This is a genomic window from Clostridium sp. AF29-8BH, from assembly GCF_003478145.1.
In the GTDB taxonomy this organism is placed as follows: domain Bacteria; phylum Bacillota; class Clostridia; order Lachnospirales; family Lachnospiraceae; genus Otoolea; species Otoolea fessa.
The window spans coordinates 1-14,698 of the sequence record NZ_QUEL01000023.1 but is presented as its reverse complement, the minus strand read 5'-3'; the positions used below and the strand labels follow the sequence as shown (position 1 = coordinate 14,698).

The window sequence follows — 14,698 nt, the reverse complement described above, 5'->3', positions numbered from 1 at the left end:
ACTCATGAGCGAAAGTATAAGGTTACGGCTTTTCTATGTTGAAAATTCTGGTTTTCAAAGAATCAAAGATAACATGGAATGTTGATGTTTCGGTTCCGATGTATCTTTCCAATTTTTATTTAAAATTCTCCTCCGCATACCGGCGCAGCTCATCACGGAAATCCGGGTGTGCGATGGCGATCATGGCATCCGCTCGTTCTTTTAAGGTAAGCCCGGTCAGTTTTGCGATACCGTATTCGGTCGCCACGTACTGAATCATGGTACGCGGTGCAGATACGGTGCTGCCGCCCGGAATGAACGGTACGATGTTGGATTTTAAGGAGCCATCTTTTTTCTTGTGGGTGGAAGCAAGGCAGATAAAGCCCTTGCCTCCCTCGGAGCGGAATGCGCCCTCCAGGAAATCCATCTGTCCGCCGATACCGGAGAGCTGTCGGGTGCCGGCAGACTCGGCATTTTCCTGTCCCATCAGATCCAGCTCGACACCACCGTTGATACTGATGACATTTTTCATCTCACCGATGCGGTACGGAGAGTGGACGTAATCGACGTCAGCCGGATGGAAGAGCTGCGGCTCATTATCCAGCCAGTCATATAATTCCTGAGAGCCCATGGCAAGGTTCCAGGTAGAATAACCGTTGTCAATTTCCTTCTTCTTGTTGGTCAGCTTGCCAGCCTTATGGAGGGCTAAAAAAGCATCGCTGATGGTGCCGGTGTGGCAGCCGAGGTCGGTTTTGTCGGACTGTGCCAGCATATTGGCAACGGTAAACGGAACGCCGCCGACGCCCAGGGAAAGGACAGCGCCGTCCGGGATCTCCTCAACGACACGTTTGGCAATCTCAATATCAACGGCGCTCGGATCGCGGTAGGTGCGGATCGGAAGCGGCTCATGCTCGCCCTCGACGATGAAATCTGCCTCTGAGAGGTGGACACGGTGGGAACCATCGACGCCCTGTAAGCGCGGGAGGCGCTCATTGATCTCGAAGATGACGGTGCGCGCATTCTCAAAGATGGTGCGCCATGCATAGTTGGAAATACCCAGTCCGCAGCAGCCGTCCGCATCCGGTCTGGAAACCGGTACAAAGGCAACATCCACGCGAATGTGGTGGCGGTACATTTCCGGCAGGGAACGCAGCATCATCGGCATAAACTTGCAGAGCCCACGGGTCTGCAGCTTGCGCTCATAATCGCCGATGTGCCAGCTGTAGTAGCTGAATGCTTTCTGATCCGGGTCGCTTTCGACAACCTCGATGCGCGGGCGGATGACTAAACCACCGCGGATCTTGACATCGGTCAGCTCATCCCTGCGTGCTGCCAGCGCACGGTCGAGAAGCTCCGGAAATCCAGCGCCAAAGCCATAATCCACCCAGTCGCCCGGTTGAACGGCCTTGACGGCGGTCTCAGCACTTACAAATTTGCCTGCGTAATTGTTAGACATAGTAAAAATCCTCCATCGGTATGAAATTCATAATTTTCTAGTTTCCATCATATCCCAGAAAGCGCTTTTTTGCAACTTCCAAAGACAATTCCAAAAGACAATTTTTAAGCTGGGTTTTAAGATAAGTTTAATACGGAAATAGTTGACAAAATAGGTGTTTATGATAAAATTAAGTGTTTATAAATAAGAGTTGGTCTTTTACACAGCAGGCAGAAGTGCCTGTATTTTTATGTAATAGGAAATTCCTTGGAATCCCCTATTACACAAAAAGGCACTAACGTGCCAATGATGTGCACTTGCGCAAAGCAGAAACATGTCGCAAGCGACCGCGCTCGGCGCGAGAATGTGACTGTAAAGAATACAACAAATATAGAAAGAGAGGAGTTACGACAAATGAAAACAAATACGGATTTATTTGAAAAAACACCCGTACCGAAGGCGGTCGCAACCATGGCGGTTCCGACCATGATTTCCATGCTGGTGGTTGTTATCTATAACATGGCGGATACATTTTTCATCGGTCAGACGAAGGATCCGCTGCAGGTGGCGGCAGTTTCGCTGGCAACGCCGGTCTTTATGATTTTTATGGCATTAGGCCATCTGTTCGGTATCGGCGGCAGCTCAGCGATATCGAGAGCACTGGGAGAACGCCATAAAGATCGGGCATGTCATATCAGTTCATTCTGCTGCTATGGATCCCTGGGGCTGGGCGTGATAGTGGCTATCCTGTCTGTACTTGGAATGGAAACCATTCTGCATCTCATCGGTGCCAGTGTAAATACGATCGGTTTTGCGAGACAGTACCTGGCGATTATTGCAATCGCGCGCCGTTTATTATGTTTTCAACTGCATTTGCGAATATTCTGCGGGGAGAAGGCGCATCGAGAGAATCGATGGTCGGAAACCTGATAGGTACCGTAGTAAATATTATTTTGGATCCGATCATGATCCTGGTGCTTGGCTGGGGAGTGACCGGTGCAGCGCTTGCGACGATCATCGGCAATATTGCGGCCTGTCTTTACTATATTGCTTATTATCTGCGGGGAAAATCGACACTGTCGATTCATTTCCGTGATTTTAAGATGGGAGATGGAATCGCTTCCGGCGTGGCAGGAATCGGTATTCCGGCTTCCTTAAATAATATCCTGATGAGCTTTGCCAATATTATCCTGAATCAGGCGCTGGTCGGCTACGGTGACACACCGGTAGCGGCGATGGGTGTTGCGATGAAATCCAATATGCTTGTTGTCCTGCTGCAGATTGGTCTCTGCGTGGGAATCCAGCCGCTGATCGGTTATAATTATGGAGCGCGCAACAAGAAACGCCTGATGTCGGTATTCAAATTTACAGGACTTGTATCGGTTATTATGGGAACGATTCTGACATTGATTATGATTGTCGCAAGAAAGACAATGATTCAGATGTTTATTAATGATGCGGAAGTTGTCCAGTATGGTATTCAGATGGTGGTTGCCCTCCAGCTTTCTGCGCCACTCCTTGGTATCTTATTCCTCTGCATCAATACGATCCAGGGAATGGGAAAAGCGCTTCCGTCGCTGATTCTTACGATCTGCCGCCAGGGACTGATTTTTATTCCGCTGATTTTCGTGCTGAATGCGATGTTTGGCCTGGATGGAGTTATCTATGCACAGCCGGCGGCTGATTATCTGTCGATTGTGGTGGCGATTTTGATTTGTGCACATCTGTTCCGGACGATGGATCATAGAGAAGAGAAAGCAGAAGGCTGAGAAGATTCAATAGATTCAATAAGGAAAAATATGCTTAAAGAAAATAAAAGAGAAGAAATCACAAAGAACATAGAGAAGAGGGAAGCCCTTGTAGAACAGGTGGCAGAGGGAATTTGGCGGATCGGTGTGGAATTGCCGCAGAATCCTTTGCGGGAACTCAACAGTTACCTGATCAAGGGGAAAGAAAACGGGCGCGACCTTCTGATTGACACCGGATTTCGGCGCGAGGAATGCCGGGAGGCGCTGTTTGCCGGGCTTCGGGCACTTGGCAGCAGTCCGGAGCGGCTGGATATTCTTCTGACACACCTGCACTCGGATCACACAGGACTTGCCAGGGAGGCGGCAGGGACGGACAGCCACATCTATATCAGCGGAACCGATCTGGCAATCTTAAAGGACGGTTTTACACCAGAGCGTCCGCTTCGGCTGGCGGAGCAATTCCGTGCTGGGGGATTTCCGGAGGATGAAATGAAGAAAACGCAGGCGCTCAATCCGGCAGTCCGCTATAAGCTGGATCAGGTTGATGATCGTTTTGTTCCGATTGAGGCAGGCTGGAAATACACGGTAGGAGATTACACGCTGGAAATGATCTCCGTGCCGGGGCATACGCCGGGCAATGCGATGTTCTGGGCAAAGAAACAGGGCATCATGTTCACGGGCGATCATATCCTGTTTGATATATCGCCGAATATTACTTCCTGGCTGGAATCGGAGGATTCATTAGGTGATTATCTCGACAGCCTGTGCCTCGCCAGAAAATATCCGGTCCGCCTTGCCTTGCCGGGACACCGGAAGACGGGCGATTATGCAGCGCGCATCGAGGCGCTGCTGGCACACCATGAGCGGCGTCTGGCGGAGACGGAGGCGCTGCTTACCGAACATCCGGGCATGACGGCATATGAGACGGCTGGAAAGATGCGCTGGAAGATCCGTGCCGCCAGCTGGGAAGAATTTCCACCGTCCCAGAAGTGGTTCGCGGTGGGCGAGTGCATGGCGCATCTGGACTACCTCCGCCTGCGCGGCAGAATCCGCCGGGAGATGGACGGAGAAGTGTGGAGATGGTTCACGGTAACGGCTAAATACTGTTAGAATTAACTAACAATTATTACCATTGACTAACAATAGTCTGACTGCATATAATAATAGTAAAGAAAGCAGTAACTGTTCAGTAGGTCTGCGCATTTACTGCGCTGACCGTACGAAAACATGGACCAGCAGACAAAAATCCCATTGCCGTAGGCAATTTTTAATGGATTTTTGCGCGTGACTGTGAAGGTACTGAACAGTTACAGAAAGCGGAATATCAGTCAGGAGGTCGTTGTATGCAGTCGTTGGCAAAGGTGCAGGCGGGAGAGTCCTGTGAAATCAAGTGGATGTTTGGAAATGCGGATGTGATGAACTTTTTGGAGCGCTATGGAATCAAAGAAGGAAGCCGTATCCGGGTCCTTGGACGTGTGCTGGATGGTCTGATCATCGGAAATGGAAAGGTTCGGCTGGCACTGGGCGATGAAGTGGCAGAGCGGATTCAGGTGTAGGTTTGACGGTGATTGAAAGATTGTCGAAAATGTCATGTATTGAAAGAACGTCGAATCTGTCACGTGCAAGTTTGAGAAGGTCACGTTACTTGACATTTCTTCCCATTTATGCTATTCTACCAGATAGCACAAATGCAATGAACGGAAGTAGTAAGCCGCGAAATTTCTACAGAGAGCTGCCGGATGGTGTGAGGCAGCGGAAGGAAGCCGCCGAACTGGTCCGGGAGCAGCCTGTTGAAAGAAGTGTTTTTGAATACCCGAGTAGACAGAGCCGGTCATCCGCCGTTACAGGACGATGAGGAGCACACGGATTCCGTGTGAAATAGAGTGGTACCGCGCAGTTGGAATTTTCGCCCTGCGTCTCTATACAGGTAATGTAGAGACGCAGGGCGTTTTTGACGTTACCGGATTGAAAGAATGTCCGCAAGGGTTGGATGTTATGCAACTGCCAACGGACCAGTCGATTGCAATAATGAATCATCATTTTAGAGACTGGAGCCGGATTTTGACAGGAAATAGCAAAAAATCAGCGTGGGTTAAGCAGAAAACAGGAGGAACAAAGATGTCACAGTACAATCATACCGCCATTGAGAAAAAATGGCGCGAGAACTGGGAAAAACATCCCATCAATGTAAACGATGGAAAGAAAGAAAAATATTACTGCCTGGATATGTTCCCATATCCGTCCGGAAGTGGTCTGCACGTTGGTCACTGGAGAGGCTACGTTATTTCAGATGTATGGAGCCGTTATCAGCTGCTGCGCGGCAAATACGTGATCCATCCGATGGGCTGGGACGCATTTGGTCTGCCGGCAGAGAACTACGCGATCAAGATGGGCGTACACCCGGCTATCTCGACCGAGTCCAACATTAAAAATATTAAACGTCAGATCAACGAGATCGCAGCCATCTATGACTGGGATATGGAAGTAAATACCACAGATCCGGCATTCTACAAATGGACCCAGTGGATCTTCGTCCAGATGTTCAAAAAAGGCCTGGCATACGAGAAAGAATTCCCGATCAACTGGTGCCCGTCCTGTAAGACAGGTCTGGCAAACGAGGAAGTTGTCAACGGCTGCTGTGAGCGCTGCGGTACCCCGGTTACCAAGAAAAACCTGCGCCAGTGGATGCTCAAGATTACCGCGTACGCAGACCGCCTCTTAAATGATCTGGACAAACTGGACTGGCCGGAGAAGGTTAAAAAGATGCAGACTGACTGGATCGGTAAATCTTATGGTGCAGAGGTTGATTTCGGCGTAGAGGGACGCGATGAGAAGATCACCGTTTACACCACCCGCCCGGACACCCTGTACGGTGCAACTTTCATGGTACTGGCTCCGGAGCACGCGATGGCAAAGAGCCTGGCAACCGATGAGACCCGCGAGGCAGTTGAGAAATACATTTTCGATTCCTCCATGCGTTCCAACGTAGACCGTCTGCAGGATAAGGAAAAGACCGGCGTATTTACCGGAACTTATGCAATCAACCCGATCAACGGTGCGAAGGTTCCGATCTGGCTGTCTGATTATGTATTAGCTGACTACGGTACCGGCGCTATCATGTGCGTACCGGCACACGATGACCGTGACTTCGAGTTTGCAAAGAAATTTAATATCCCGATCATCCAGGTTATCGCAAAAGATGGCAAAGAGATCGAGAACATGACTGAGGCGTATACCGAGGCGTCCGGCACGATGATCAACTCTGGCGAGTGGAATGGTATGGAATCTTCCGTACTGAAAAAAGAAGCGCCGGAAATGATTGAGAAGAGAGGTATCGGTCACAAGAGAGTCAATTACAAGCTGCGTGACTGGGTATTCTCCCGTCAGCGTTACTGGGGCGAGCCGATCCCGATCGTACACTGCCCGAAGTGCGGCAACGTACCGGTTCCGGAGGATCAGCTTCCGTTAAAACTTCCGGAGGTAGAAAGCTATCAGCCGACTGGTACCGGCGAATCCCCGCTGGCAGCCATCGACGAGTGGTCAACACCACCTGCCCGTGCTGCGGCGCTCCGGCAAAACGTGAGACAAACACCATGCCGCAGTGGGCTGGATCTTCCTGGTACTTCCTGCGCTATGTAGATAACAAGAACGATAAAGAACTGGTATCCCGTGAGAAAGCAGACAAATATCTGCCGGTTGATATGTACATCGGCGGTGTTGAACATGCAGTACTGCATTTGCTGTATTCCCGTTTCTACACCAAGTTCCTGTGCGATATCGGTGTTATTGACTTCGACGAGCCGTTCAAGAAGCTGTTCAACCAGGGTATGATCACTGGTAAGAATGGTATCAAAATGAGTAAGTCGAAAGGAAATGTCGTATCCCCGGATGATCTGGTACGCGACTACGGCTGCGATTCCCTGCGTCTCTATGAGCTTTTCGTAGGACCGCCGGAACTGGATGCAGAGTGGGATGACCGCGGTATCGAGGGCGTATCCCGTTTCCTGAACCGTTTCTACAACCTGGTTATGACCAGCAAGGACAAAGACATCAAAGAGACCAAGGAAATGGTTAAACTGCGCCACAAACTGGTATTCGACATTGAGCAGCGTTTCGAGCAGTTCAGCCTGAATACCGTTATCTCCGGTTTCATGGAGTACAACAACAAGCTCATCGATCTGGCGAAGAAAGAGGGTGGCATCGACAAAGAAACCCTCAAGACCTTCACTATCCTGCTGGCACCGTTCGCACCGCATCTGGGCGAAGAGCTGTGGCAGGAGCTCGGCGGCACCGACAGTGTCTTCCATGCTTCCTGGCCGGAGTGCGACGCAGAGAAGATGAAGGATGACGAGAAAGAGGTAGCCGTTCAGATCAACGGCAGAGTCCGTGCGACCATCACCGTACCGGCAGACATCTCCAAAGAAGATGCTATCGCCGCTGGTAAAGAGGCTATCAAGGACAAGCTGACTGGAAATATCGTAAAAGAAATTTACGTTCCGGGACGGATTGTGAATATTGTTATGAAATAAATAAAAACGGCATGGGAAGAAGCAGAAGAATCTGTGACTTTTCTGTGCAGATAAGGTCAGCGGCCATACAGGGGAGAAAAACTGTGTGACCGCTGTTTTTTGCCCGCTCCTTTTTCGCGTGCCTGCTAGTTGATTCCCTAAATGATAAAATAAAATTATGTGATTTCAGAAGGGATAGGTGAATATGGGAATGTTTGTCAACCCGGACAATGCGGCATATCAATCAGCCCTGAATGCAAAAAGCATTCTTGATGAGGAAAAACTCATTTGGAATGCTTTTTTGCTGTCTATACGAAACATTACACATGAAGCTTCTGGGAGGAAGCGAAGGTGTGGAGTGCTATCGTTCAATAAAATTGTCTAAAAAGTCTACCAATCAAAAGATAAATTTTATATCATAAATGCAACATAATAGCTTGTAGCTAGAAAAATCAGAATAAAAAATTTCGCAGAATATCTAGTTCTGCGAAAATAAAAGGTTTTATATGCAGAACCCAAATGCCGTATTGACAAAAACTTCAAAAGCAAAGGGAAATATTATATGAGAATTTCAGAAATTTTTGTTCAGAAATGATGACTTAATAATTTCATAAGAGATTCTTGGGAGAAACTTCTATTGAATTAACCTTGAAAGTATCGTATAATGATTGAAGATTTTCGCAGAACTAGATATTCTGCGAAAATCGCAAACATGAAAGGGAGAACGCCTGTATGTGGTACGTGGTGCAGACACCTGTGGGACGCGAGGCAGAAGCGGCAGAAAAACTGAATCATTTTTATCGGGATAAGGCTGAAAAGCCTTGTTTTGTGTTGTCCAAAGAACGGACCTGGCGGATGGGCGGTGTCTACTATGTAGATACGGAAGTCATGTTTCCGGGCTATGTGTTTGTGGACACGGCGGATGAGCCGGTTTTGGAAGACGGAGTGAAATGTCTGGCGGGGCTGGTTCGATTTCTGAATGCTGGTTCGGAAGCGCATCCATATGGAACGGCAGTCCCCTTAAAAAAAGAGGAAGAGAAATTTCTGAAAGAACTTCTTCGGGAGGATTCTTCTCACACCGTCCGGCGATTTCTGGTGCGGGCAAATGACGCGGGGGAGATCGAATGGGCGGAAGGAGTGCTTGGTGAGATGTTGCCAAAGATCATCCGGAAGCGGCTGCGGAAACGAATCGTGACGATTCAGGCAGAACTGCTGAACGAAGCACGACAGGTAGAGCTGGCAATCCGGATGGAAGATGATCCGGAGGCAGTTTTCCAAAAGAAAGGAACCCTGAACCCTAAAAATCTTTCAGGAGATTTCCAGGAAAACGATTTTAGCCGGGTATCGGTCTCTGGAAAGAACCCCTCAAAAAAGATAACAAGATTACATGGAGCGGAGAACGATGGAACAAAGCTGGCAGCAGAATAATGAGTATGAGTGTATGAAATATTCGGTTCTGATGCCGGTATATCACAAAGAAAATCCAGCGTATTTCTATCAGGCGGCAGCCAGCATGATGAATCAGACGATTCCTCCAGATGAATTTGTCCTGGTATGCGATGGACCGTTGACACCAGTGTTGGATGAAACGATCCAGACGATTGACCGGGAATGGCCGGGAGTTCTGCAGGTGCTTCGCCTTCCTGTATGCGGCGGAATCGCACGGGCGCTGGCAGCAGGTGTAGAAGCGTGCCGAAATGAATGGATCGCCCGCATGGACAGTGATGATATTGCCTGTCCGGATCGCTGTGAAAAGCAGCTGAGACGATATGCAGAAGAAGCAGTGGGCAAATCGCTAGGAAAGAAAGCAGAACAGGGAAAACTCGGATTTCTGAGCGGAAAAATTGCAGAATTTGCCGCAGCAGAAGTGCCAGAACAGGAAAATGTAGATAACCTAAATGCGCCAGATAGAGGTGAAATTGGAAGTGGGATGAATGGAAAATTGTTTCCGCCGGGCAGAATCACTGGAATTCGGTCACTTCCCTGCCAATATAAAGAAATTTTAACGTTTGCCAGAAAGCGCAATCCGATGAACCATATGGCCGTCATGATGCGGCGTTCAGCTGTGCTGGCGGTGGGAAACTATCATCCGGTTCCGGGGGCGGAGGACTATGAATTGTGGGTCCGTCTTTTGCAGGCAGGATATAAAGCAGAAAATCTTTCGGATATTCTGGTGTATGCGAGAACGGACAATGGGATGATCAAACGCCGCGGCGGTCTGTCCTATGCCAGGGCCGCTCTGAATCTGCAGAAAACGTTTTTTAAAAGTGGATTTTTAAATAGAAGAGAGTATCTGCGAAACTGCGTGATCCGCGTTACTGCAAGTCTGATTCCGGCATCCGTGCGTGGAATACTCTATCAGAAAAAATTGAGAGGAACGCTTTCTGAGGATGCTTAGTGTTCCTATAAAAAGAAACAGGCAGATTACCTGGAATAGAATTACACGTTGGGTTCTGTGGAGTTCGGCCTGAATAAAAACAAAAAGAAGAGGAACTATTTTGAGACAATATGAACCATTCAAACGACTGTTCCGTCTGATAGGTGCGCTGCTCCTGATGGGGGCAGAAGTTGGCGCTTATGGATATGTCTGGAACGGATATTTCAACAAAATGATCGAATTTCCGTTCTGGAGAAGAGGAAACTGGCTGATGATCGCCCTGTATGCGGGACTATTACTATTTTTCCTGCTGACTTACGGGGGATTCCGGATCGGATACCTGAAAAAAGGAAATCTGCTCTGTTCTCAGATCCTTTCGATCGGACTTTTAAATCTGATTACGTATATTCAGATTTCTCTGTTAGATAAAAAATTTCATGATCCCCGGATACTGCTTGGGATGACGGTTGTCCAGCTTTTGATTGCACTGATCTGGACGTTCCTGTTTCAGCAGATATACAGGATTCTGTTTCCGCCAAGAAGAATGCTTTTGGTATGCGGAGACCGTCCGGCCTTTCATCTGATGGAAAAGATTCATTCCAGAGAAGATAAATACTATCTGGAAACAGCCATTCATATCCGGGTTGGCATGAAAGCGATTCTGGAAGAAGCAAAAAAATACGACGCTCTGATCATCGGAGATATTCCGGCGAAGGATCGAAATGCGCTTTTAAAGAAATGTTTTGAGCAGGATATCCGGACCTACACGGTGCCGAAATTATCGGACATTCTGATCCGGACTTCCCAGGAATTAGATATCTTTGACAGTCCTCTGCTATTATCGAGAAATGATGGCATATCGGATCTTCAGCGATTTATTAAGCGGGCGATGGATTTCATCTGTTCGAGCATCGGAATCGTGGTATTATCCCCATTTTTCCTTCTGGTGGCGCTGTCGATCTACCTGACCGACCGCGGTCCGGTCTTTTACAAGCAGACCCGTCTCACAGAGGGCGGAAAAGAATTTCAGATCTGCAAATTTCGGACGATGATCCAGAACGCGGAGGCAAAAACCGGGGCGAGACTGGCAGCGGAACACGATGACCGGATCCTGCCGGTGGGACATTTCCTTCGGAGAACCCGCCTGGACGAGCTGCCGCAGCTTTTCAATATCTGGAAAGGTGAGATGTCGATCGTAGGACCGCGTCCGGAACGCCCGGAGCTGGCGGCGGAGATCGAGAAAGAAATCCCGGAATTCTGCTACCGCTTAAAGATGAAAGCCGGACTGACCGGATATGCGCAGGTCTATGGAAAATACAATACAACGTCCTATGACAAACTGAAACTGGATTTGACTTACATACGAAATTACTCTCTGCTTCTCGACCTGAAGCTCATCCTGATGACACCGAAGATCATGATGCTCAAAGAGAGTACGGAAGGAGTCGCAGACAATGGAAAAGCTTCTGACAGTCGTCATCCCGGCGTATAACGCGGAAAAATATATCACATATACCCTGGATTCACTGTGCGCAGGATGCAAAGACCAGGATTTGAAAAAGAAAAATCAGAGCTGGACAGGAAATGAAACGGAATCAAACATTCAAACCGTATCAGCAAGAATGCCTGATTTTCAACCAGGTATGGATTGGTCCGAATACATGGAAATATTGATTATAGACGATGGATCAAGGGATCAAACCGGTGCGATTGCCGATCAATATGCGGAGCGCTATCCGACCGTTGTCCGTGTCATTCATAAAGAAAATGGCGGTCATGGATCTGGGATCAACTGCGGCATCCAGAATGCATTGGGGCGGTATATGAAAGTAGTCGATGCCGATGACTGGGTGGATCCGGAGGCATTGGATCATCTGATTGCTGCGCTGAAAAACTGTCGGGATGATGTGCTGGTCAGCGGTTTCTACTGGCGATTTGACAACGGAAGCGGAGAGGAAAGCTCCTTTCCGAAAAAAGCAGAAATTCCAGAACCATTTTCAGGGGTGAAATATGGGATTTCCTATGAATTCGATGGAATCGCGGATCAGATTTATATGAAAATGCATGGAATTACCTGGAGGACGGAGATTCTGCGGCAGATGCCGCTTTCCATCGATGAACACTGCTATTACGTTGATGCCGAATACATCCTGTATCCGATTCCGTGGGTCAAGACCGTATCCTTTATCCCGGACTTTGTCTATCAGTACCGGATCGGCCGGGAAGGACAGAGTGTCAGCCCGGAGAAGATGATCAGGAATAAGGAAAATTATGACCGGGTGATGGAATCCCTGCTGTCATTTTATCGTCTGTATCAGGGTGGAACACTTACCGGAAAAGACGGAAAGAAGCTTCCATGCAGTCAGGAAAAGCTACAGTATCTTGAAAATGGAATCGCCAGGGTGGCAGCTGGGAGAGTGAAGATACTTCTGAGCCTTCCGGCAGGCAAGGAAGTAAAGCATGCATTGGTGCAGTTTGAAGATGAATTACTTCGGGACTATCCGGAGATTTACCATGCGAACCGAAATAAGGCGGTGAAGCTGCTGCGGGTAAGCCGGTATGGGCTGTACCGGGCGGCGGTGTGGGCGCTTGGGCGTAGCAGAAGGAAGTTCTAAAAATGAAGATAGATCCGTCAGAGATATAAAGACAGATTAGAAACTATATAATCCCAAAACATGGAATGAGGAACGGCAGTTCCTAAAAGGACTGAAAAGGAGACACAGCGGATGCGTCTACAAAATATACGATTTCCGGAAGCAGATATCTGCAGGGAAGAAGAACTGTATTTCCATCGAAATGGAGAATGGGTCGATTTCAATGGATATTTCAACCTTTTCTATATCGAAAAAAGAAAGAAGTACACAAACCAGGAAAGTTTGACGCTGCACCTGGAATTGAATGGCTGTCAGGCAATTCGTCTGATGTTGGATGAGAATGTCATTCAGGAAAAGATGCTGACGGGGGGGAAAGAAACTCTGGATCTGGAGTTCCCATATCCGGAGACGGAAAAAGGAGTTTTCTGGTTTTCGGTGAAAAAGATAGGTGCCGGGAAAGAGACAGAATCGGAGAACGTGAAAGACGCGGAGACAGAATCAGCAGAAAATGCAGCTGCCAAAACGATAAAGGATACAAAGAAAAATATCGGTTTTGATATATCAAATCATATAAAAGGCTGGTATGAGGGAACTTGTCGGAATGAAAAACAGGTGCGGATCGCAGCGGTAGTTTGCACGTTTAAGAGAGAGCCATATGTCCTCCGAAATCTGAAAAGTATCCTGCAATTTCTGGAACGACCGGAAAATGCTTCTTTAAAACTCTGCTATTGGCTGGTAGACAACGGAAGAACGCTTTCGGAACATGAAGAAATCAGCCGCCTGGCAGCCAGATATCCAGAAACCGTTCGAATCATACCAAACCGTAACGTCGGTGGCGCGGGTGGTTTTACCAGAGGCATGATTGAGGCGATCGAGGAAAAAGAACGTCTCGGATTAACGCATGTACAGCTGATGGATGATGATGCCATCATGGATCCGGAGCTTTTTGTGCGGGCGTATGGGTTCCTGGGGATGCGGAAGGATGAGTGGGAGGATATCCGCTTGGGAGGTACGCTGCTTCGGGAAGATTATCCATATATTTGTCAGGCAATGGGAGAGTGGTTTGAAGGATTCAATGTGACTAACCGTCTTGTTATGACAGATATGCGTAGCTTTCAGAACTGCCGGAAGCCATTGATTGAGACACCGCAGGATGAGTATCGGATGTATTCCGGTTGGTGGTGTTGCTGCTATTCCCTGAATACAGTTCGAAAAGATAATTTGCCGCTTCCGCTGTTTATTCACCGGGATGATATCGAATATGAGATTCGAAACAGAGAGACAGGCATTGTTTTCTTAAATGGATTCAATGTCTGGCATAAAGGGTTTGAAGTGAATTTTCTGGGAACCAACGCATATTACGATGTGCGGAATAACCTGATATTTGCAGCACTGCATGAACCGGATATGTCACGAATTCAGATGTGGAAATGGATCTCTAAATTTATCATAACAGCTGTTTTAAAGATGCGTTATGAAGAAGCCTATTTCTCCTGGCGGGGAATGATAGATTTCATGAAAGGTCCAGAATGGCTGATGGGGACAGACGCAGAGCGGTTGAACAATCAGTTGAGAAAGCATCTTCCGGATACAGAGCCGATGGAATTGGAAGAGCAGCCAACCCTAAAAGAATTACAGAGGTGCTATAACCCGGATCGGAATAAAAAACAGTTTTGGAAAAAGATAACTTTCAACGGCTGGTTCCTGCCAGCAGATAAAGAAGTAGGTATCTTACGTCCGTATGATGCACCGTTTTCGATTTTCCGAAAGAAGCGGATTGAATTGCGGGATACTGGGGCAAAAAAGAAGAGAGTGGCAGTCCGGGAAGAAAGACAGCTTTTCAAAGCAGCTATGTATTGCATAAATACTTGGCGGATTCTGATGGTTCAATATGGAAAAACTCAAAAAGAATATAAGACAAAATACGAAATATTAAAAAATGGAAAGCTCTGGATTGAAAAAATATTAACAAATAGAGGTTAGTATCCATTAGGAGAATTGAGAATGGGAAAGAAGCAAATAGAATTATTTAAAAAATATAAACCACTCATGAAGCA

General features: G+C 47.7%; 10 protein-coding genes, 1 pseudogene and 1 other annotated feature. Of the genes and pseudogenes, 10 read left to right on the top strand and 1 reads right to left on the bottom strand.

From position 1 onward, the window contains the following. Positions 1-115: 115 nt before the first annotated feature. Positions 116-1,435, bottom strand: a complete 1,320-nt coding sequence (locus DWZ16_RS12420; protein ID WP_118522962.1) for an acetyl-CoA hydrolase/transferase family protein — start codon at positions 1,433-1,435, stop codon at positions 116-118. Between the two features lie 393 nt (positions 1,436-1,828). Here DWZ16_RS12420 and DWZ16_RS16290 point away from each other — a divergent pair, with 393 nt between their 5' ends. From DWZ16_RS16290 to DWZ16_RS12370, 10 genes and pseudogenes are all read left to right on the top strand, one after another. Continuing rightward, positions 1,829-2,344 (top strand): MATE family efflux transporter, encoded by a 516-nt coding sequence (locus DWZ16_RS16290; RefSeq protein ID WP_243015210.1) that lies wholly within the window; start codon positions 1,829-1,831, stop codon positions 2,342-2,344. Further along, on the top strand, positions 2,272-3,183 hold the full coding sequence (locus tag DWZ16_RS12415; RefSeq protein ID WP_243015209.1) for an MATE family efflux transporter: 912 nt from the start codon (positions 2,272-2,274) through the stop codon (positions 3,181-3,183). Before DWZ16_RS16290 ends, DWZ16_RS12415 begins: the two co-directional genes overlap by 73 nt. Positions 3,184-3,213: 30 nt before the next feature. Next, a complete protein-coding gene (locus DWZ16_RS12410) occupies positions 3,214-4,272 on the top strand; it encodes an MBL fold metallo-hydrolase (RefSeq protein ID WP_118492051.1) in 1,059 nt (352 codons plus the stop codon). A 233-nt stretch (positions 4,273-4,505) separates the two neighbouring features. Next, positions 4,506-4,718: a FeoA family protein gene (locus DWZ16_RS12405; protein WP_022360163.1), complete on the top strand. Its 213-nt coding sequence runs from the start codon at positions 4,506-4,508 to the stop codon at positions 4,716-4,718. A gap of 128 nt (positions 4,719-4,846) precedes the next feature. After that, positions 4,847-5,085, top strand: a binding site (T-box leader). A gap of 195 nt (positions 5,086-5,280) precedes the next feature. Further along, a pseudogene (gene leuS / locus DWZ16_RS12400) lies at positions 5,281-7,691 on the top strand (leucine--tRNA ligase). Positions 7,692-8,402: 711 nt separating this feature from the next. Further along, on the top strand, positions 8,403-9,098 hold the full coding sequence (locus tag DWZ16_RS12390; protein WP_118522960.1) for a transcription termination/antitermination NusG family protein: 696 nt from the start codon (positions 8,403-8,405) through the stop codon (positions 9,096-9,098). Next, complete coding sequence (locus DWZ16_RS12385; protein ID WP_182427364.1) at positions 9,073-10,068, top strand: glycosyltransferase; 996 nt, start codon at positions 9,073-9,075, stop codon at positions 10,066-10,068. The genes DWZ16_RS12390 and DWZ16_RS12385 overlap by 26 nt, the downstream gene beginning before the upstream one ends. Before the next feature lie 100 nt (positions 10,069-10,168). Then, positions 10,169-11,539 (top strand): exopolysaccharide biosynthesis polyprenyl glycosylphosphotransferase, encoded by a 1,371-nt coding sequence (locus tag DWZ16_RS12380; RefSeq protein WP_118467352.1) that lies wholly within the window; start codon positions 10,169-10,171, stop codon positions 11,537-11,539. Continuing rightward, on the top strand, positions 11,502-12,662 hold the full coding sequence (locus tag DWZ16_RS12375; RefSeq protein ID WP_118522958.1) for a glycosyltransferase family 2 protein: 1,161 nt from the start codon (positions 11,502-11,504) through the stop codon (positions 12,660-12,662). Before DWZ16_RS12380 ends, DWZ16_RS12375 begins: the two co-directional genes overlap by 38 nt. A 111-nt stretch (positions 12,663-12,773) precedes the next feature. Continuing rightward, positions 12,774-14,624, top strand: a complete 1,851-nt coding sequence (locus DWZ16_RS12370; protein ID WP_118492057.1) for a glycosyltransferase family 2 protein — start codon at positions 12,774-12,776, stop codon at positions 14,622-14,624. Positions 14,625-14,698 lie beyond the last annotated feature (74 nt).

What these genes read in the sequence shown, in the direction of transcription:
- DWZ16_RS12420 (WP_118522962.1), bottom strand. Translation starts at nt 1,435, where the DNA reads ATGTCTAACAATTACGCAGGCAAATTTGTAAGTGCTGAGACCGCCGTC.
- DWZ16_RS16290 (WP_243015210.1), top strand. Translation starts at nt 1,829, where the DNA reads ATGAAAACAAATACGGATTTATTTGAAAAAACACCCGTACCGAAGGCG.
- DWZ16_RS12415 (WP_243015209.1), top strand. Translation starts at nt 2,272, where the DNA reads ATGTTTTCAACTGCATTTGCGAATATTCTGCGGGGAGAAGGCGCATCG.
- DWZ16_RS12410 (WP_118492051.1), top strand. Translation starts at nt 3,214, where the DNA reads ATGCTTAAAGAAAATAAAAGAGAAGAAATCACAAAGAACATAGAGAAG.
- DWZ16_RS12405 (WP_022360163.1), top strand. Translation starts at nt 4,506, where the DNA reads ATGCAGTCGTTGGCAAAGGTGCAGGCGGGAGAGTCCTGTGAAATCAAG.
- DWZ16_RS12390 (WP_118522960.1), top strand. Translation starts at nt 8,403, where the DNA reads ATGTGGTACGTGGTGCAGACACCTGTGGGACGCGAGGCAGAAGCGGCA.
- DWZ16_RS12385 (WP_182427364.1), top strand. Translation starts at nt 9,073, where the DNA reads ATGGAACAAAGCTGGCAGCAGAATAATGAGTATGAGTGTATGAAATAT.
- DWZ16_RS12375 (WP_118522958.1), top strand. Translation starts at nt 11,502, where the DNA reads ATGGAAAAGCTTCTGACAGTCGTCATCCCGGCGTATAACGCGGAAAAA.
- DWZ16_RS12370 (WP_118492057.1), top strand. Translation starts at nt 12,774, where the DNA reads ATGCGTCTACAAAATATACGATTTCCGGAAGCAGATATCTGCAGGGAA.